Below are 17,695 nucleotides of genomic sequence, written 5' to 3' on the forward strand. Positions count from 1 at the left end.
CCGAACATGTCCGACGGCCGTCGCCCGTGCGCGCTATTCCTCGACGACGACCCGGACATCCTGGCGTCGGCCGAGCTGATCCTGGTGCGTGGCGGGTTCGATTTCGTGGGCGTCGAGACCCCCGACGCGGCGCATGAGCGCCTCGACCGGGCGCCGGTCGACGTGCTGCTGCTGGACCTCAACTTCCGGCGGGGCGACACCTCCGGCGAAGCGGGGCTGGCGTTCCTGCAGAAGCGGCTTACGGCGCGGCCGGACCTGCCCGTGGTGGTGGTCACCGGCCATTCGGGCATGGCCATCGCCGTTCAGGCCATGCGGCTGGGCGCCCAGGACTTCGTGGTCAAGCCCTGGAACAACGAGCGCCTGCTGGCCTCGGTGCGGGCGGCCATCGACACGCCCGCGCGCGTGCCGGCCAACCTGCCGCCCCAGGACCTGAACCTCGAACGTTCGGAGAAGACGCTGATCCAGGCGGCGTTGACGCGGCGGCAGTTCAACGTCTCGCAGGCGGCCAAGGACCTGGGCCTGACCCGCGCGGCCCTCTATCGCAGGATGGAGAAGCATGGGCTCTAAGGCCTTGGCCCTGCGCCTGCTCGCCCAGGCGTCGATCTTCGCGCTGGGCGTCCTGGCCTGGCTGTCGGTCACGCACGGACTGTACGCGACGGCGCTGCTCTGCGCGCTGGCCGGCGCGGCCCTGGCCGTGGACCTGGTCCAGAAGCTCGGCGTCTGGCGCGCCGCGCGGCTGGTCCCGGTGCAGGCCGCAAGCGGCTTCGCCGCCGAGCTGAACCGCCGGCGGCTGGAGCTGCTGCTGGACCAGACCCCCTCGCCGATCCTGCTGGGCGCGGGCGACGACCGGATCATCGCCGCCAATCGCGCCGCGCGCCGGGCGTTCGACACCCCGCACCTGCTGTCGGACGCCGCCCGCCTGGCCCTGACCGGCGGACGATCGCTCTCCGACCTGGCCTCGCCCCTGCGCTGGCGCGACGCCAGCTATGCGGTCAGCCGCGCCGAAATCGTCGACGAGGCGGGCCAGGCCGACCTGGTCGTGCTGACCGACATGACGGCCGACGTCCGCGCCGCCGAAGCCGCCGCGCTGCGCGACCTGCTGCGGGTGCTGAACCACGAGCTGATGAACGCCCTGACGCCGGTGGCCTCCATGAGCCGCAGCGCCCTGGACCTGCTGCGCGACGGCGGTCCGGCCGCGACCGGCCAGGCCATTTCGGCGCTGGAACGGGCGGTGGCCCGGACCGAAGGCCTGCGTGACTTCATTGACGCCTACCGCACGCTGACCCGCCTGCCGCCGCCCGCGCCCCGCCTCGTCGACCTCGCGGCCTGGCTGGACGTGGCGCGGGAGAGCTTTCTGGCGCAGTGGACCGCCCGGGGCGTGGCGCTCGACTGTCCGCCGCCGCCGGCTATCGAGATCCGGATCGACGCCGACCAGATGTGGCTGGCGATCGGCAACCTGCTCAACAACGCCGCCGAAGCCGCCTTGGAGCGCCCCGATCCCCGCGTCCGCCTGGGCGTCCGGCAGATCGAGACCGAGATCCGGTTCGTGGTCGAGGATTCCGGGCCGGGCGTGCCGCCGGCCCACGCCGACCAGGTGCGCCTGCCGTTCTTCACCACCAAGGCGACCGGATCTGGCGTCGGGCTGATCCTGGCGCGCCAGATCGCCCAGGGCCACGGCGGCGCGCTGACCCTGCTGGCCGCCGCCTCCGACGCCGACATCGGCGCCGACGCTCCGCTGGCCGGCGCGCGGTTCTGCCTAGCCGTCCCGATCTGAAGCCGCCGCGCCATCCGCCGTGGCGATCCCGGTCAGGACGCCGGTGGCGGTCGACCTCACGGCGTGGGTCAATCGGTCGAGCAGCCGCGCCGTCAACCGCGTGCGCTGCCAGTAGAGCGTCACGGCGATGCGAACGCGCGGCGGCAGTTCCACCAGGCGGCCGGCGGCGAGGTGCGGCGCGGCCAGCACCACGGGCGTCATGGCCCAGCCCAGTCCGGCCAAGGTCATGTCCAGCATGCCCGGCGTGGACGGCGTCCAGTGGGCGGGCGGGCGGATCCGAACGTTCCAGGCTTCCCAGGCCCATCGCGCCTGCAGCTGGTCACGGCGGTCGAAGCGGAGGATCGGCGCGGCCGCCAGGCCGGCCGGATCGACCCCGTCCGGGAAGAAGCGCGCCAGGAAGGCCGGACTGGCGACGGCCGCGTAGTCGAGGGCGCCCAGCGGGTAGGTCTTGCAGCCCGGGACGGGCGCGGGATCGGCGGTGACCGCGGCGATGACTTCGCCCGAACGCAGGCGGTCGGCCGTGTGGGCCTCGTCCTCGAGGACGAGATCGAGCATCGCCCCCGTGTCGGCCGCGAACAGCGCCGCGGCGGCCGGGAACCAGGTGCTGACGCTGTCGGCGTTGACCGCGACCCGGATCGTCGGCGGCCCGGGCGCCGGGCCGGCCAGCCCCGGAAGATCATTCACGACGTCGCTTTCGAGCAACCGGACCTGCTCGACGTGAGCGCAGAGCTTGGCGCCGATCTCGGTCGGCCGGCACGGAACGCCCCGCGTCAGCAGGATCGCGCCGACCCGCTCCTCCAGCCCCTTGACGCGCTGGGACACCGCCGACGGCGTCACGCCCAGCGCGGCGGCGGCCCTCTCGAAACTGCCTTCGCGCGCGACGGCGGCCAGGGCGGCGAGCGACGCATAGTCGAGCATTAGAACACCTTAATCAGCATAAGGGATCTTAGCTGTACTACATCACGCGACGCCGCCATCAAAGGCGACATGACCGCCTCCCTGATCTCCGCCTTCCTCAAAGGCTTCGCCCTGTCCGCCGGCCTGATCATCGCCATCGGCGCGCAGAACATGTTCGTCCTCCGCCAGGGCCTGAAGCGCGAGCACGTCTTGCCCATCGTGCTGTTCTGCGCAGCGGCCGACGCCACGCTGATCGTGGCCGGGGTCAACGGCCTGGGCGGGGTCCTGGCCTTGCTCCCGGGACTGTCGCTGGCCCTGAGCCTGGGCGGCGCGGCCTTCCTGGCCTGGTACGGGATCTCGGCGCTGCGCCGGGCCGCCAGGCCCTCGGTGCTGATCGTCGAACACCAGGCGTCGATGACCCTGGGCGCCGCCCTGGCCGGAACGGCCGCCTTCACCTTCCTCAACCCGCACGTCTATATCGACACCGTCATGCTGATGGGCGCGGTGGGCGCGGCGCTTCCGCCGACGGAGCGGCCGCTGTTCATGGCCGGCGCCGCCCTGGCCAGCCTGGCCTGGTTCTCGTCCCTGGGCCTGGGCGCGCGGTTCCTCGCCCCGCTGTTTTCGCGCCCGGCGGCCTGGCGGGTCCTCGACCTGGGCATCGGCGTCATGATGCTGGCGCTGGCCGCCAGCCTCGTCCACGGCGCCCTGTTCCCATAGCCCCGCCACAGGCCTTTCCACTCTTCAAGCCAGACGGATCGCCATGTCCCTGATTCCCGCCATTTCGCCGACCGTCTTCGCTCTGCGTCCGGACTTCACGGCGCTGAGCATCGTTGCCGAGAACGTCCGCAACAGCCAGAGCGACGCCTACAGCGCCGGTTTGCTGGACGCGGCCTGCGCGGCGCTGGACGCGCCGTGGGCGGAGGCGCATCTGGAGGCCTGGCGCGAAGCCTACCGCGCCTTCGGCGCCAAGCCCCAGCGCACGCCCTGTTCGGCCGAAGCCCTGCGACGGCGCGCCGCCCGCGATGGCGGCCTGCCGACGGTGAACGCGGTCGTCGACCTCTATAACGCCGTCAGCGTCCGCTACGCGGTCCCGGTCGGCGGCGAGGACGCGGGGGTCTATGCCGGCGCGCCGTCGCTGGTCCGCGCCGTCGGCGGCGAGCCGTTCGACACCGTCCAGGACGGCCAGCCGAAGGTCGAGCCGGTCGAAGCCGGCGAGGTCGTCTGGCGCGACGCCCTGGGCGTCACCTGCCGACGATGGAACTGGCGCCAGGGCGTCCGGACCCGCATCGGGCCCGAAACCACCGGCATGTGGTTCGTCCTGGAGCGCCTGGATCCGATGCCGATCGACGCCTTGCGCCGGGCCGGGGCCGAACTGATCGAAGGCTTGAAGCGGCTGAGTCCGGACGTCCGGACCTCGACTCTGCTTCTAGCGCGATCGAATGGGGGGATGGCGGAGACGGAGCCCGCCAGAACCATCTAAATTATCGTTTATATTCAATAATCCCCTTAGAATGGAGACTTTCTACCCACACTCCTACCCACACTTTTTGCTGAATTTAACCTCGCGTCCAGCCTCGTCCACCTGCGTTCGCAGATGGTTTTCAAGGCACGAAACGACAGCTTAGGGCCTGCCTTCGGCAACTGACCGTGACTACAATAAAAGACGGATGCACCGGTCAATCAGGCCGCTAGCGCCGGCATCAGGGAACCGCACCCCGGCGAGTTTGCGGCATCCACAAACTACATATGCGGCGTCACTGCCTATAGCACTTGCCTTATGGAGTTAAGCTCGCTTGCTCAGGACATCGCGCGGAAATCCGGCCGCGAGATGATCGATCAGCGCTCGGACGGCCGGGGAGAGACCACGGCGTGTCGTGAAGACCAGATGCACGATGCCCTGAAACCCGCGCCAGGCCGGCAGCACCCGCACCAGATGCCCGGCCTCCAAAGCCTCGAGACAGACGTGATCGGGCAAGATCGCYACGCCGAGGCCGTCGATCGCTGCGTCCCGTATGGTCGTCATGGCCTCGCAGCCCATGCGCGGCTGGACGCGGACGACATGGGCRCGGCCATCATCTGATTCCAGATGCCACTCGAGATCGTCGGCCGAGTCGCTCGTCGCCAGCGCCGGCAGCGTGGCCAGTTGCTCGATGGTCGCCACTTGGNCGGCCATCATCTGATTCCAGATGCCACTCGAGATCGTCGGCCGAGTCGCTCGTCGCCAGCGCCGGCAGCGTGGCCAGTTGCTCGATGGTCGCCACTTGGCTGGCCACTTGCGGGCTGGCGACCAAGATACGGGTCGAGGTGCCCAGCGAGCGCATCGTCAGCGCGGCGTCGCTGGTCAGGCTTGTGCGCACGCGCAACGCCAGATCGATGCGCTCCTCGATCAAGTCCACCGCACGATCGGTCGCGACGAGTTGCAGYCGCACGCGAGGATAGCGCGCAAGGAACGACGAGATCAGGCCATTGATCGGCTGCAGCATGCCCGTCGGGCAGCTGAAACGGATCCGTCCATGCGGCTCGGCCTGGGCCTGCAAGACAAGCGCCTCAGCCTGCTCGGCCTCGGCGAGCATGGCCCGGCATCGYTCATAGAACGCAAGGCCGGTGTCGGTGACGCGAAACCGCCGGCTCGACCGCTCGATAAGGCGTAAGCCTARTCGCTCCTCCAAGCCGGAGATCCGTCGACTGAGCTTGGACTTGGGCTCGCGCAAGGCGCGCCCGGCGGCAGCGAAGCCGCCGTGCGCCACGACCTCGGCGAAGTAGGCGTAGTCGTTGAGGTCGATCCGCATCAGCGTTCCTCCAGTAGAACGCTAAGTGCCATATTCGCTGACTACACGCATCATCGTTCTGACTGCATCTATTCSTCATCACCGGCGCACGGCCGGCCCCAAGGAGACAGACGATGACGAACAAGTTCAGCAACAAGGTCGTGGTGGTGACCGGCGGCTCCAGCGGCATCGGCTTRGCCGCCGCCAAGGCCTTCTCCGCCGAAGGCGCTTYKGTGTTCATCACCGGCCGCCGGCAGGAAACGCTCGACGCCGCCGTCAAGCAGATCGGCGGCAAGGTCACCGCCGTTCAGGGCGACATGTCGAAACTGGCCGACATYGACCGGCTSTACGACGCCATCCAGCAGAAGCACGCCCAGATCGACGTGCTGTTCGCCAATGCYGGCGGYGGCGAGATGGTCCCCCTCGGCGCCATTTCCGAGGAGCACTATCAAAGCACCTTCGACACCAACGTGAAGGGCGTGCTGTTCACGGTCCAGAAGGCGCTGCCNCGAGATGGTCCCCCTCGGCGCCATTTCCGAGGAGCACTATCAAAGCACCTTCGACACCAACGTGAAGGGCGTGCTGTTCACGGTCCAGAAGGCGCTGCCCCTGCTCAAGGACGGCGCGTCCATCATCCTGACCAGCTCGACCACCAGCATCTCGGGCACGCCTGCGTTCAGCGTCTATTCCGCCACCAAGGCCGCGGTGCGCAACTTCGCCCGCAACTGGATGCTCGACCTGAAGGATCGTCATATCCGCGTCAACGCGATCAGCCCCGGTGTCACCGACACCGCCGGCCTGGACGACCTGTTCGGCGGCGGCGACCAGGCGCAAGGGACCCGGGACTATCTGGCCGGCCTGATCCCCGCCGGCCGCGTTGGCAAGCCCGACGAGATCGCCAAGGCGGTGCTGTTCCTGGCCTCCGACGAAGCCAGCTTCATCAATGGCATCGAGCTCTTCGTCGACGGCGGCCAAGCCCAGATCTGAGCCATCATAGAGCCTGCCTCGGGGCGATGTCGCAGCCCGAGGCCGGGCTCCCTTCCAAGGAGACCATCATGATCCAGTCCACGGAATCGGCGGAGCGTATCCGCGAACTGCTCGATCGAAACCTCCAGGAGGTCTTCGGCGAGGGCGATGACAACAAGCGCCGCGCGGCGATCGATGAACTCTGGGCGGAGGACGCGGTCCTCTACGTGCCGCCCGGCGCGATCGTCGGGCGCGAGGCGATCGACAAGTTCGCCGGCGACCTGCGCGCGACGCATCCGCACTACGTCTACACGCCGCACGGCGACCCTCAGGTGCTCCACAACGCCGGGCGTCTGGCCTGGGGGTCGGGGCCGCGCGGCGCGGCGCCTGAATACACCGGCTGGGACGTCCTGATCGTTCGCGATGGCAAGATCGCAGCGCTCTACGTCTTCCTGGACGAGACGTCGGATGAGTTTCGACGGGCCACCGCCCACCCCGCGGTCTGATCCGCATTCCCGACAACACGCTCGCCCTCACCAGGGCGAGCCCCGGCAGCAAGGAGTTGCCCTGTGTTCACGCCCCTCTCCCCCAACCTGCCCTCAGCCTCGCGCCGGCAAGCCCTGCGCGGCCTGGCCGAAGGGCTTGCGGTTGTCACACTGGCTGGCCTCTCATCGGAGGTCCGCGCGGACGTCGGCGCGCCCATCACCCCGCCCGCAACAGCCGCCATCACCCCGTTTCGCGTCGCTGTTCCGCAAGCGGCGATCGACGATCTCAAGCAACGCCTGCGCATGGCTCGCTTCCCCGAAAAGGAGACCGTGACCGACTGGACGCAAGGCGTGCCCTTGAACAAGGCCAAGGCGCTGGTCGCCTACTGGCGTGACCACTATGACTGGCGGCGCTTCGAGCGGCGTCTGAACGCGGTCCCGCAATTTCGCACCGAGATCGACGGCCTGGGCATCCACTTCATCCATGTGCGGTCCAAGCATCCGGGCGCGCTTCCCATGATCCTGACGCACGGCTGGCCGGGTTCGGTCGTCGAGTTCCTGAAGGTGATCGGACCGCTCACCGACCCCACCGCCTACGGCGGTCGCGCCGAGGACGCGTTCGACGTCGTCATCCCGTCGCTGCCCGGCTTTGCCTGGTCGGACAAGCCCACCGAGACCGGTTGGACGGTCGAGCGGACGGCCCGCGCCTGGGCCACCCTGATGCAACGCCTTGGCTATACTCGCTGGGTTGCCCAAGGCGGAGACTGGGGCTCGGGCGTCACGCATGCGCTGGCCCATCAACGGCCCGAAGGCCTGGCCGCGGCGCATGTGAATTGGCAGTTCGTCATTCCCGAGCACCTGCCCGAGCACCCGACGGCCGAGGAACGGGCCGCCATCGAGGCCTTCCAACGGTTCACGGGCGATGGCCATGGGTACTTCCGCGAACAAGCCACCCGCCCGCAAACGATCGGGTATGCGCTGGCCGACTCGCCGGTCGGGCTGGCGACCTGGATCTACGAGAAGTTCCAGGCCTGGACCGACAATCGCGGCGACCCGGAAGACGCCCTGAGCCTGGACGAAATGCTCGACGACATCTCGATCTACTGGTTCACGGACTCGGCGGCCTCCTCCGCCCGGTTCTACTGGGAGAATGCGCGCAACGGCCGTGGCGTGAACGCCGGGCGCATCGACTTGCCGATGGCGGCGACCGTGTTCCCGCGTGAGATCTTCACGACGACCAAGGCCTGGGCGCAGGCGCTGTGGCCCAACCTGATCTACTGGAACAGGGTCGATCGCGGCGGCCATTTCGCCGCCTTCGAGCAGCCGGCGCTTTTCGCCAGCGAGATGCGCAAAGCGTTCGTCACTATCCGCGGCGGCTAAGCGCGCCACCGCGTTTCGGCTCCCGCGCTCCACACACCTTCCAACAGCCTTCGTGTCGCCGGGCCCGTGTCCGGATCGGCGGCATGCCCCCTCACGCCCGGACACAACCCTTGCAACCCAAATCAAGGACTAAAGCCATGAATACCCAGACCCTTGCCGATGCGCCGAACGCTACGGCTTCCAACCTGACCTCGACCCTGGTTCCGCTCGTCGGCCGCGGCATGATCAGCGCCATCTTCCTGCTGTCGGGCCTATCGAAGATCGCCGCGCCGGCCATGACCATCGGCTACATCCAATCGGTCGGCCTGCCGATGCCCAGCGTCGCCTTCGGCCTTTCAGTGTTTGTCGAGCTTGCTGGGGGCCTGGCCCTGCTGCTGGGCTATCGCACCCGCGCCATCGCGGCCGTGCTGGCGCTGTTCTCGCTCGTCACCGCGGCGGTCTTCCACAACGCGCTCGGCGACCAGAACCAGTTCATCCACTTCTTCAAGAACATCGCGATGGCCGGCGGCCTTCTGCACGTCGTCGCCTTCGGCGGCGGCCGCATCAGCCTCGACGCTCGCCGCGGCTGAGGAACAGGCCGGAGCGGCCAGCACCGTTCCGGCCAGCATCATTAAGGAAACTTCCCAATGCTCGAGATCCACGCCTTCGCGACGCCCAACAGCGTCAAGGTCGCCATCGCCGCCGAAGAGATGGGCTTGTCCCACAGCCTCGTCCCCGTCGATCTTCGCCAGGGCAAGCAAAGAAGCGACGCCTTCCTGGCCCTCAATCCGAACGGCAAGGTGCCGGTCCTGATCGATCGCGCGCCGGCCGGGGACGCCGACGTCGTGCTCAGCGAGTCCGCGGCGATCCTCGTCTACCTCGCGGAAAAGACCGGCCAACTGCTGCCGATCGATCCGGAGCGTCGGGGCAAGGTGTTCGAACAACTCTTCTTCCACGCTTCGGCCGCCAGCCCCGCCTTCCTGCTGGCCTTCCTGCTCGAGATGCGCAAGGCGCCCGAAGGCGACGCCCGCACGGCGGCGCGCAAGGAAGTGGAACGCGTGCTCGGGGTTCTCGACGGCGTCCTCCAGCGCCACCCTTACGTCGCGGGTGACGCGTACACGATCGCCGACATCGCCCATTTCGGATGGATTTGGCGCCACAAGGCCTTCGGCGCGGACCTCGCCCCGTTCCCGGCCGTTAAGCGCTGGCACGACGAGATCTTGTCGCGTCCAGCGGTCGCCGCTGCGATCACCAGCACGCTGGCGCTGGCGCATTGACTGGCGCGTAGCGGCGCCAACTCGCATAGGGAATGTTCGGCCTCAACAAGGTGGGGCCGAACATCCTCACCTAAGGTTTCCTGTGCTGCGTTTCAGACGCATGGGGATTTTCAGGACGTTCGAATGAGAGACCAGACTGTCGAGCCGCGCGTCTACGGAGATGACTGCGACGGATGCGAAGGCCCCGAGGCGACCGACATCCTCCGATTCCAGCGCACGATCCGCGCCATCACCGGCAAATGGAAGATCGAGATCGTCTGCACCTTGATCCAGGGCCCGACGCGCTTCGGCGCCTTGCGGCGCGCGCTTCCCGGCGTCACCCAGCACATGCTGACCGAGCAGCTTCGGAACCTCGAGGCCAACGGCATCGTGATACGCAACGCCTATCCGGAAATACCGCAGCGCGTGGAATATGAGCTTTCCCAGGCAGGGATAGACCTAATGCCAACGCTCAGGGCGATGCTGGACTGGTCTCTGAAGTATGATGGCCTGCTCGGAACCGGCCAGGACATCGCTTCATAGCGGTCTGCTCTTCCAGACTAGGTCTGAAAATCCATCCTACTTGATGGAACCGGCTTGGCGGACGACCTTGTCGCCATGCAGAAAACCTTGATCCTCACGCTGGCGGCGGCCGGCATCTTGACCGCGACCTATGGCGGGATCGTCGGCCTCTTCTACAAGGCGCTGGGCGACCCGTCCGCGAGCCTTCCGCTCTATGTCGCGCCCGATATTCCGGACGCGCGGCAACACCGAATCCCGTCGCCGTTTGGTCATCGCACCAAGGCCATGGAGGTCGTGAAGGGCGTCGATCTGCGCGGCAAGGTCGTGGTGATCACAGGAGGCCATAGCGGCACGGGTCGGGAAGCGGTTCGGGCCCTGGCTCGCGCTGGCGCACGCGTCATCGTCCTGGCCCGCGATGTCGATCGTGCGCGGCGCGGACTGTCTGGCATCGCCAACACCAGCGTCGAATATGTCGACCTCCTGCAGCCGGCCTCGATCGATGCCTTCGCCGACCGCTATGTCCAGTCCGGACGACCGCTGCACATCCTCATCAACAGCGCCGCCATCATGGGCACGCCGCTCGAGCGTGACGATCGTGGCTACGAGCGACAGTTCGCGACCAATGTCCTTGGGCACTATCAGCTGACCGTGCGGCTTCTGCCGGCGCTGGAACGGGCGAAGGGCGCCCGAGTGATCAATGTCGCCTCCCGGGGTCACCACGCGGGTGGCGTGCTGCTCGACGACATCAACTTCCATCACACGCCCTACACGGGAATGCGCGCCTACGCGCAGTCCAAGACGGCGCTGATCCTCCTGTCGATCAAGGAGGACGAGCTGTGGCGAGACAAGCAGATCCGGGTCTTCGCCACCACGCCGGGCCCGGTGCCCACGTCGGACCTCTTTGCCGCGGGCGGTGTTGGCCAGAAGCCAAGCCGCCAGGTCGCGCTCGGGCGCCTCGCCGCCGCAACGCTTCGGGCCCTGCATGTCACCGAGGCTCTCAACCTCAGGCGTCGCCCCAAGAACGGGGGCGACCTCTACAAGACCGTGCAGCAGGGCGGCGCGACGGCCACATGGGCGGCCGTCAGTCGAGACCTGGACGGCAAGGGCGGCGTCTATCTGGAGGACTGCGATATCGCGCCGGTCGTGCCCGACGAGGGTCGTGCGCCCTACGGCGTGAAATCCTGGGCCCTCGACCTGAGTGTCGCCAATCGACTTTGGTCGTTGTGCGAGACCATGACGGGCGTGCGGGTCGCAACGAACGGCGCGTGAAGCCGGTCCTCCGGATGCGCTGAATACCGATTGAGACTGCCGCATCGTCGGCATTTTCAAGCCAGCGCCATGCGCGTTGGCGGTCTGCGACCAATATCAGTAAATGGAGTTTGAAGTGATGACCGTGTCGAAGTCGAACGACGCTCGCGATCTTCTGGTGGATGCCGAGACCGACGAGGGTTTTACGACAACATCTTGGGGCGAGACCTCCCGGACACGCCTGTCTCCCGACCACACCCAAGGCGCGCTTGCGATCATGGACTATCGGGCGCCGCCCGGATTTGGGCCCCCGCGTCACTTCCACCACAAGGACGACGAGATCTTCCTGATCCAGTCGGGCGACATCGTGCTCTGGACCCCGACAGCCTGCCGTACGGCAGGCCCCGGCGATGTCATCCTGCTGCCGAAACTCATGCCGCATACTTGGCGCGCCTATAGCGATGCGCCGGTACGCTTCCAGGTGACGGTGGCGCCGGGGGAGTTTGAGACTTTCTTCGGGCGGATCGTCGCCAGAAATCTCACGATCACCGACGTCGAGGCGCTGATCGAATGCGCCAACGAGGCGGGGATGGACATCGTCGGGCCTCCGCTCACCGATGACGAAGTCGCTGCCATCGTGCGGGGCGAGACGGTCTGAGGTAAGCCGCCGCGCCCACGAAGCGTCGCGGCGGCCGGGCCGCGCCATAAGCGGAAATTGGCCGCACCGCGGAAGCCGGACATTCGGCACGCCGTGACCTTGCCTCGCTGGTACAGATGCTGAGGAGAACTATGAGTGGCTACTAGCGATCTAAGCTGACCAGGCGACGGAACCGTCACCGCGAGACCCATAAATCCGGGTCAGCCGCCCGCCGCAAAGCGCACGCCCTAAAGAGGGCTGACGACGTCGCGGACGATGCGCCAATGACCCTGCCGGTCACGCTTCCAGATGACTTGGTAGTTGGACCTCTTGGGATTGGCCGTCCCGTCGTCGGCGTCGAAGCTCGCCACGCCGTTCTCCACCAGCACGCCAGCACCGAGGGCCTGCACCGACTGCGTGCGCAAATCCATCTTCGTGACGTGCCTGGCCATTTGGGCGAGCGCCGCCTTGATCGCGGCTTTCCCTTTCACCGGCGTTGCGCCGGGGACCACGAGCCAGGCGTCGGCGACATAGAGCTCGACGACGTGGTCGATGTCGCCGGCGTTGAACGCCCCCGCCCACTGCGCCTCCAGGGCTTGGATGTCCGGGCCGGCGGCCTGGGCAGCGAAGGGTGAGGCCGTCGCCAGGGTCATGCTGGCGAGGAACGCGAACCTGTTCGTCAATGGGGTCTCCGGGACTTTGGGGTTTCGGTCAGGGGTGGGCGATCGCCTGCGACGCGGTCACCGCGGTGGGCCTTGCCATCGTGGACGCTGCGCGCAGACCCGGCACAGTTCGCCTGAGCCAGGTGCGCGGGGTTATTGCCCAGCCCCCCGGCGCTGCGCGGTAAAATGAAGTAAAACGGCGGCGCGCCCGCCGGCTGCTCAGGCGCGCTTGCGATAGAGTAGGATCTCGCGATCCGACATGCTCACCTGGACGTCCATCGCCGTTTCCAGCGCCCGGAGAAAGCCACGCGGATCGTCGGCGTCGAACCGTCCGCCGACGTGCAGGTCCTTGAGGCGAGGATCGGCGATTATGATCTTTCGAACGAGGTGGCGATTGTACTCGACCACCGCAGCGGGCAAGGGCTCGTCAACGAACAGGATGGCGCCATCACGCCAAGCCAGGGTTTCGGCGATGTCCTGGTCGGAGAGCCCACGGACCAGTGGCTCACCAGACCCTAGTAGCAGGGCGCTCGGTTTCTGGATGGCCTCGCCGCCGCCGGTTTCGTCCACTACGGCTTGGCCACGCAGGATCGTCAGATCGAGCAGATCTTCCCGCAGTCGCGCGTTGTAGCGCCCCGGCCCCAGGCGCGCGCCGCCTCTTTTGCCTCGAAGGTGCACCGGCCCAGCGCCATCGGTCAGGTCTAGCGCGGCCTCGCCGCGTTCGAGCCACAGGCTCAGACCTTGACGGTTTCTCCGCCAGGACGCGGCGCTGTCGGTGTTGAGGATGAGATCGCCGGCGCGTGGGAGCACGATCCGCTGGGTTCCGCCGACGGGGGTTGCGGCGCGGTCGCGGGCGCTGACCTTGCCGGCTACAAGAGCGCCACCGCCCAAGGCTAGAACGCCAAGGCCCGCGGCGACAGCGGCTCGGCGCGAGACTTGAAACTCGTGAGTGGCGGCGCGCCCATCTTGGCCTGCGAAGGTCGCCTTCCGGGCCGCATCGGCCACACGCGCAAAAGCCAAAGCATGACGTGGATCGGCCGCGCGCCATTGCTCGAAAGCAGCCTCGTCGAGCGTTCCAAGGTCGGCACGCGCCAACCACTGCGCGGCCTCAGCGAGTGCGGGATCCGCCTGGCCCCTGAGGGTTGATCGCCGATTCTTGAACACGCCGGAACAGGGCCCTTCATCCGCATACAAAGGAAGACGTTTACGCCAGCCAACACCACCACATTTGTGTTCGCCAACCTGTCCTTTTCCGCACGCAAGCCGCGGATCCGGACTTGGCGCCCCCTAGAACAACGTCATCTGAAATCCAGCCCAGACCGTACGGCCGTTCCTGCGGACCTGATAGGCGGGCCCATACCCGGTCACGCCCGCGCGATCGATCTCGCCGTCGTCCAGGAGGTTTCGGCCCTCGACGAGGAGACGCAGGGCGCGACTGACCTGCCAACTGGCCTGCAGGTCGACGAGCGCGCCGTAGGCGGTGCGGCGATCATTGGTCGGATCATAGGTGAAGGTGGGCAGGGACGAGATTTTCTGGACGGCGAGGTTGGCGGCGAACGGACCGCGGTTGTAGGCCAAGCTCAGGTTCGCGAAGCCGTGCGGCGCGGCCGCGACGAGCCGCACGTCGGTGGGCGCCACGCCACCGCCGCCATTAAGCGCCGTCACCCGATAGTCCAGATAGACGTAGGACAGGGTCACGCCGAGATTGCCCAGGGCCTGCGGTAGCACCGAGAGCCGGGGATTGGACCAGGCGACCTCGACCCCTCGCACCCGGCCGAACACCTTCTTGCCGTTCACCTCGCGCACGTTGCTGGTGTAGGTGGTGACCTCACGTACGCCGTCCGGGGCGATCGTCTGGCTGCTGCTGGCGGCGGGAATGTCGCGCAGGTCCTTAGCGAAGGCGCCCAGCGACAGGTAGGCGCTGCGCCCATAGTAGTACTCGACCGAGGCGTCGTAGTTGGTCGAGCGGATCGGCATCAGATAGGGATTGCTGTAGCTGATCGAACGCGTTGCGGGCGCATCGTAGCTCGTGATCAGCCGGCGTCCGGCGCTGGTAATGGCGGGCCGCTCGAGGGTCTTGGTCATCGCCGCGCGCAGCTTCAGGGCCGAGGTGACGTCGTAGTAGCCGTAGAGGCTCGGCAGGACGTGCCAGTAGGTCTGCTGGTAGTGCGACAGGCTGTAGCGTCCGGTGCTATCGGGATCGTATTCGTCCAGCTCGCGATGGGTGTGGGCCGCCCGCAGCCCCCCGGAAATGCGCCCTCGCGTCCAGCCGTAGGAGGCGATGCCGTAGCCGAGCGCGATCACTTCAGACCCATTGAAGTTCTGTCCAAAGCCATCGGCCGGATCGCGCGCATAGAGGCCGCCGCCGTCGGGTGCGGGCCTACCCTCAAGGGCGAGGTGGTCCAGGACTGCGGCGGGGTCCCAAGTCACGGGCTCCAACAGCGTCACCGATGTGGCCGCCGAGACGCTCGAAAGCTGAAGGCCAGCCATGGGCGCGAGCACGGAAAGACCGCGCTGAATAGTGCTGCGGTCCTGGGTCTTGAGTTGCACGCCGACCTTGACCCCAAGGCCTTCGTCGGCGGCCGAGGCGTTGTGCGCGTAGTCCGCGCGCGCGAAGTAGTTTTGGTCGCGGTTGAGGGCGTCGCCAATCGTCACTTTCGAGGCCAGGCGATAGTCGCTCACATCGCCGGCCGGTGCGACGCCGAGCGGCATGAACGAAAGCGCGCCGTGGTCGAAGGCGTAGACCAAAGGGCGACTCAGAAGGGCCGAGGGCGCTGAAAAGCCGCCGCTCAGAGTGATCGGCTGGGCGGTCACCCGATTGTGGGTGACGCCCAGCCGCACGAGCACCGCGTCCCCGCCAGGGGTTTCGTAGTTGACGCCGAGCTGGACGATGTGGTCGGTCAGTTTGGGGTGGCTACGGCCAAACCCGTAGTTCACCGCGCCAGCGCCGATCTGACCGCCGCCCGCCGTCGCGTCGATGGCCTCGCCGGCGACGATGCTCACCGTGGCGGTGCGTTGGTCGGCGATGAAGTCGTGCTGAAGGAAGAAATACTCGCCGAACAGGGACAGGCGTGGCGAAGGGCGCAGGTCGAGCCTGATCATCGCCGATCGGCGCTCGGTGCGCGTGTGGGTCTCCCCGCGGCCCAAGGCGCCTATCGGCACGAGACGACCTCCGCTCTGGTCGTACCCTGTCACCGATACGGCGTCCTGGCGCGATTCCAGCCGGTCGAGATTGGCGCCGAGCGCAAGGCCGATGCGGCCGTCCTGGTCGAGCGCGCCTCTCCAGGTTCCGACGATGCGCAAAGGTCGCAGGCCCCCCCCAAGCTCACCGGCGCGGCTGGCTGCGCCCGCAAGAACACGCAGGTCGCCGACGCGGCGGCCCTGGCTGTCCAGGCCGGTGATCGAGGTGAAAGCCACGTGGGCGGAGTTGGCGTTCTCGTCGAGGTCGGGCGTTACCGTCGTCGTCACGGTCGCGGTTTTGATGAAGTAGGCCGGGAGGAGCTCGGTCGAGGTCGCGTGGGAGGAATTGACGTAGTCGCTTAGCAAGACCCCGTCGATCGACTGGGAGGCGGCGGCGTTGTTGAGCCCCCGGATTTGGACATATCGGCTCTCGCCGCTTTGGGTCTCGTTGCGCCGCACGCCTGGCAAGCGCGCCAGGACGTCAGAGGCGTCGAGGTTGGGCAGGCGCTGGATCTCCAGTTGGGTGACGGTGTCGCCGACCGTGTCGCCATGGCGCTTGAGGTCCGCCGAACGCATGCCCGCGGTGACGATGACTTCCTCGAGCGGGGACGCCGTGTCGCCCTGCGGCCTCTGGGGTTTTGACCGCCGAGGCCTCGTCTTGGCGACAACCGGCTCGGCCGGCCGCGCGCCGACGCGTAGGATGATGATCCGCCCGTCGTCCTGCGCCACCTCGAGTCCCGCTCCGGCGATCAGCTTGGCAAGCGCCAGACGCGGCTCCATGCGCCCCTTGAGACCTGGAGTACGACGTCCGACCACCAAATGCCCCGGAAAGAAAATCTGCACGCCGGCCTGCCCCGCGAACAGGTTCAGCGCCTCGCCGAGTGCACGCGGCGGAATGTCGAAGTCGCGCGCCTGGGCGAGGGCGGCGGTCGGGGCCAGCATCGTCAACGTGACAAACAACGCCAACAACGGCGTGCGCGATGCGAAGGCGCCCGGCTTCATGGTCTTGGCTTCCATGTCCGAACGCGCCTTGCCCCATACCAAGGATGATCGGCAGCCTCGTACGATTGCATTTCCAACAACAGCGTTTTTCGCGACCACCTTGCCGTCGCACATTTGGGCACGTCGAGGCCCCTAGCGCAGGGCGGCCTTACGCGACGCGCGCGAGCCGCCGTCGGCCTTGGCGACGGGAGCGGCTCGGGTCTCCTCCACCGCCGGGACCAGCGCCTGGGCGATCAACAGGTGAGCGCGGGCCAGGCGCTTTTCCAAGGTCGAGACGCTGACGCCAAGGCGTCGGGCGATCTCCCCAGGGGAATGGTCTTCGATCCGGCGCATCACGAAAACCCGTCGGCAACGCTCAGGCAGTCGCTTCAGCGCCGCGTTCAGGGCCGCCATTTGCTGGCGCCCGACCAAGACCCGATAGGCGTCGGGCGCCTCGTCGGGGACCTCGAAACCTTCCAGTTGGGAGAGTTGATCGAAACGGGCGATGCGGGCGCGCCGTAACCGCTCGATCGCCAGGTTGCGCATCATGCGCAGCATGTAGGGCTGCGGCGCCTCGATACGCGCCCACCCTTCGCTGGCCAGCACGCGCACGAAAGCTTCTTGCACGAGGTCCCCGGCCGCATCGGCGTCGTCGACCAGCTTGCGGGCAGCGGCCAGCAGAACCGGTTCGAGCGGCAGCACCTGCTCGATGAACCAGGTATCGATCGGCCGAAGGTGCGACACGGGCCTGGCGGGTCCTGCAGCAAGAGGCGCCGTCATTGGCGCGTCGACGCCGGCGGGGACGTGGCCGGCCATCCTGTTTACCCGATTTCACCAGCTCGCGCGAACAGCGCTGTCGGCCTTCGGCGAGATATGTGTGGAAGGTGATCCTGCCCTGGATATCCGGCATCGCAAAAATTCTTTGCGCGACTTGGAGGCAGGGCGCGCCAGGACCGTCCT

19 protein-coding genes and 1 pseudogene are annotated in these 17,695 nt (G+C 67.5%); 13 read left to right on the forward strand and 7 right to left on the reverse strand.

From position 1 onward, the window contains the following. Window positions 1–6 precede the first annotated feature (6 nt). Window positions 7–567 (forward strand): response regulator, encoded by a 561-nt coding sequence (locus ASD47_RS20020; protein ID WP_235525964.1) that lies wholly within the window; start codon window positions 7–9, stop codon window positions 565–567. Further along, on the forward strand, window positions 557–1,774 hold the full coding sequence (locus ASD47_RS20025; protein WP_056760255.1) for a PAS domain-containing sensor histidine kinase: 1,218 nt from the start codon (window positions 557–559) through the stop codon (window positions 1,772–1,774). The genes ASD47_RS20020 and ASD47_RS20025 overlap by 11 nt, the downstream gene beginning before the upstream one ends. Here the strand turns inward: ASD47_RS20025 and ASD47_RS20030 are convergent. After that, the gene (locus tag ASD47_RS20030) at window positions 1,757–2,692 is read right to left on the reverse strand and encodes a LysR family transcriptional regulator ArgP (protein ID WP_056760257.1); all 936 of its coding nucleotides are present in this window, start codon (window positions 2,690–2,692) and stop codon (window positions 1,757–1,759) included. The two genes, ASD47_RS20025 and ASD47_RS20030, sit on opposite strands and share 18 nt — an antisense overlap. Before the next feature lie 69 nt (window positions 2,693–2,761). Here ASD47_RS20030 and ASD47_RS20035 point away from each other — a divergent pair, with 69 nt between their 5' ends. Together ASD47_RS20035 and ASD47_RS20040 are read left to right on the forward strand one after the other, a co-directional pair. Beyond that, complete coding sequence (locus tag ASD47_RS20035) at window positions 2,762–3,388, forward strand: LysE/ArgO family amino acid transporter (protein WP_056760259.1); 627 nt, start codon at window positions 2,762–2,764, stop codon at window positions 3,386–3,388. Between the two features lie 43 nt (window positions 3,389–3,431). Then, window positions 3,432–4,151, forward strand: coding sequence for a B3/4 domain-containing protein (locus ASD47_RS20040; protein WP_056760261.1), 720 nt, complete (start codon window positions 3,432–3,434; stop codon window positions 4,149–4,151). A 303-nt stretch (window positions 4,152–4,454) separates the two neighbouring features. On the opposite strand, the gene ASD47_RS27730 is transcribed toward ASD47_RS20040, so the two are convergent. Continuing rightward, window positions 4,455–4,709, reverse strand: a complete 255-nt coding sequence (locus ASD47_RS27730; protein ID WP_369800322.1) for a LysR substrate-binding domain-containing protein — start codon at window positions 4,707–4,709, stop codon at window positions 4,455–4,457. A 128-nt stretch (window positions 4,710–4,837) separates the two neighbouring features. After that, window positions 4,838–5,460: pseudogene (locus tag ASD47_RS27735) on the reverse strand (LysR substrate-binding domain-containing protein); the annotation flags it as partial. Between the two features lie 113 nt (window positions 5,461–5,573). Here ASD47_RS27735 and ASD47_RS28320 point away from each other — a divergent pair. The 9 genes from ASD47_RS28320 to ASD47_RS20095 form a co-directional block, all read left to right on the forward strand. After that, window positions 5,574–5,947 (forward strand): SDR family oxidoreductase (locus ASD47_RS28320; RefSeq protein ID WP_369800321.1); only part of this gene is annotated, 374 nt, incomplete at its 3' end. A gap of 5 nt (window positions 5,948–5,952) precedes the next feature. Continuing rightward, the gene (locus ASD47_RS20060) at window positions 5,953–6,426 is read left to right on the forward strand and encodes an SDR family oxidoreductase (RefSeq protein ID WP_162251681.1); all 474 of its coding nucleotides are present in this window, start codon (window positions 5,953–5,955) and stop codon (window positions 6,424–6,426) included. A 68-nt stretch (window positions 6,427–6,494) separates the two neighbouring features. After that, window positions 6,495–6,911 (forward strand): nuclear transport factor 2 family protein, encoded by a 417-nt coding sequence (locus ASD47_RS20065; protein ID WP_056760519.1) that lies wholly within the window; start codon window positions 6,495–6,497, stop codon window positions 6,909–6,911. A gap of 63 nt (window positions 6,912–6,974) precedes the next feature. Further along, complete coding sequence (locus tag ASD47_RS20070) at window positions 6,975–8,270, forward strand: epoxide hydrolase family protein (RefSeq protein WP_082564707.1); 1,296 nt, start codon at window positions 6,975–6,977, stop codon at window positions 8,268–8,270. Between the two features lie 137 nt (window positions 8,271–8,407). After that, on the forward strand, window positions 8,408–8,839 hold the full coding sequence (locus ASD47_RS20075; RefSeq protein ID WP_056760264.1) for a DoxX family protein: 432 nt from the start codon (window positions 8,408–8,410) through the stop codon (window positions 8,837–8,839). Window positions 8,840–8,896: 57 nt separating this feature from the next. Next, on the forward strand, window positions 8,897–9,526 hold the full coding sequence (locus ASD47_RS20080) for a glutathione S-transferase family protein (protein ID WP_056760266.1): 630 nt from the start codon (window positions 8,897–8,899) through the stop codon (window positions 9,524–9,526). A gap of 123 nt (window positions 9,527–9,649) precedes the next feature. After that, window positions 9,650–10,048: a helix-turn-helix domain-containing protein gene (locus ASD47_RS20085; RefSeq protein WP_056051657.1), complete on the forward strand. Its 399-nt coding sequence runs from the start codon at window positions 9,650–9,652 to the stop codon at window positions 10,046–10,048. 54 nt (window positions 10,049–10,102) lie between these two features. Further along, the gene (locus ASD47_RS20090) at window positions 10,103–11,296 is read left to right on the forward strand and encodes an SDR family NAD(P)-dependent oxidoreductase (protein WP_056760268.1); all 1,194 of its coding nucleotides are present in this window, start codon (window positions 10,103–10,105) and stop codon (window positions 11,294–11,296) included. A gap of 118 nt (window positions 11,297–11,414) precedes the next feature. Further along, window positions 11,415–11,933, forward strand: coding sequence for a cupin domain-containing protein (locus ASD47_RS20095; RefSeq protein ID WP_162251687.1), 519 nt, complete (start codon window positions 11,415–11,417; stop codon window positions 11,931–11,933). 227 nt (window positions 11,934–12,160) lie between these two features. Here ASD47_RS20095 and ASD47_RS20100 read toward each other — a convergent pair whose 3' ends face one another. The 4 genes from ASD47_RS20100 to ASD47_RS20115 form a co-directional block, all read right to left on the reverse strand. Beyond that, window positions 12,161–12,595, reverse strand: coding sequence for an SgcJ/EcaC family oxidoreductase (locus ASD47_RS20100; RefSeq protein WP_056760272.1), 435 nt, complete (start codon window positions 12,593–12,595; stop codon window positions 12,161–12,163). A gap of 198 nt (window positions 12,596–12,793) precedes the next feature. Next, on the reverse strand, window positions 12,794–13,738 hold the full coding sequence (locus ASD47_RS20105) for a DUF4880 domain-containing protein (protein WP_162251688.1): 945 nt from the start codon (window positions 13,736–13,738) through the stop codon (window positions 12,794–12,796). Window positions 13,739–13,861: 123 nt separating this feature from the next. Then, a complete protein-coding gene (locus ASD47_RS20110) occupies window positions 13,862–16,771 on the reverse strand; it encodes a TonB-dependent receptor (RefSeq protein ID WP_162251689.1) in 2,910 nt (969 codons plus the stop codon). 117 nt (window positions 16,772–16,888) lie between these two features. Beyond that, on the reverse strand, window positions 16,889–17,551 hold the full coding sequence (locus ASD47_RS20115; protein WP_082564710.1) for an RNA polymerase sigma factor: 663 nt from the start codon (window positions 17,549–17,551) through the stop codon (window positions 16,889–16,891). Window positions 17,552–17,695 lie beyond the last annotated feature (144 nt).

The sequence above is a fragment of the Caulobacter sp. Root1472 genome (assembly GCF_001426985.1).
GTDB classification, from domain to species: domain Bacteria; phylum Pseudomonadota; class Alphaproteobacteria; order Caulobacterales; family Caulobacteraceae; genus Caulobacter; species Caulobacter rhizosphaerae.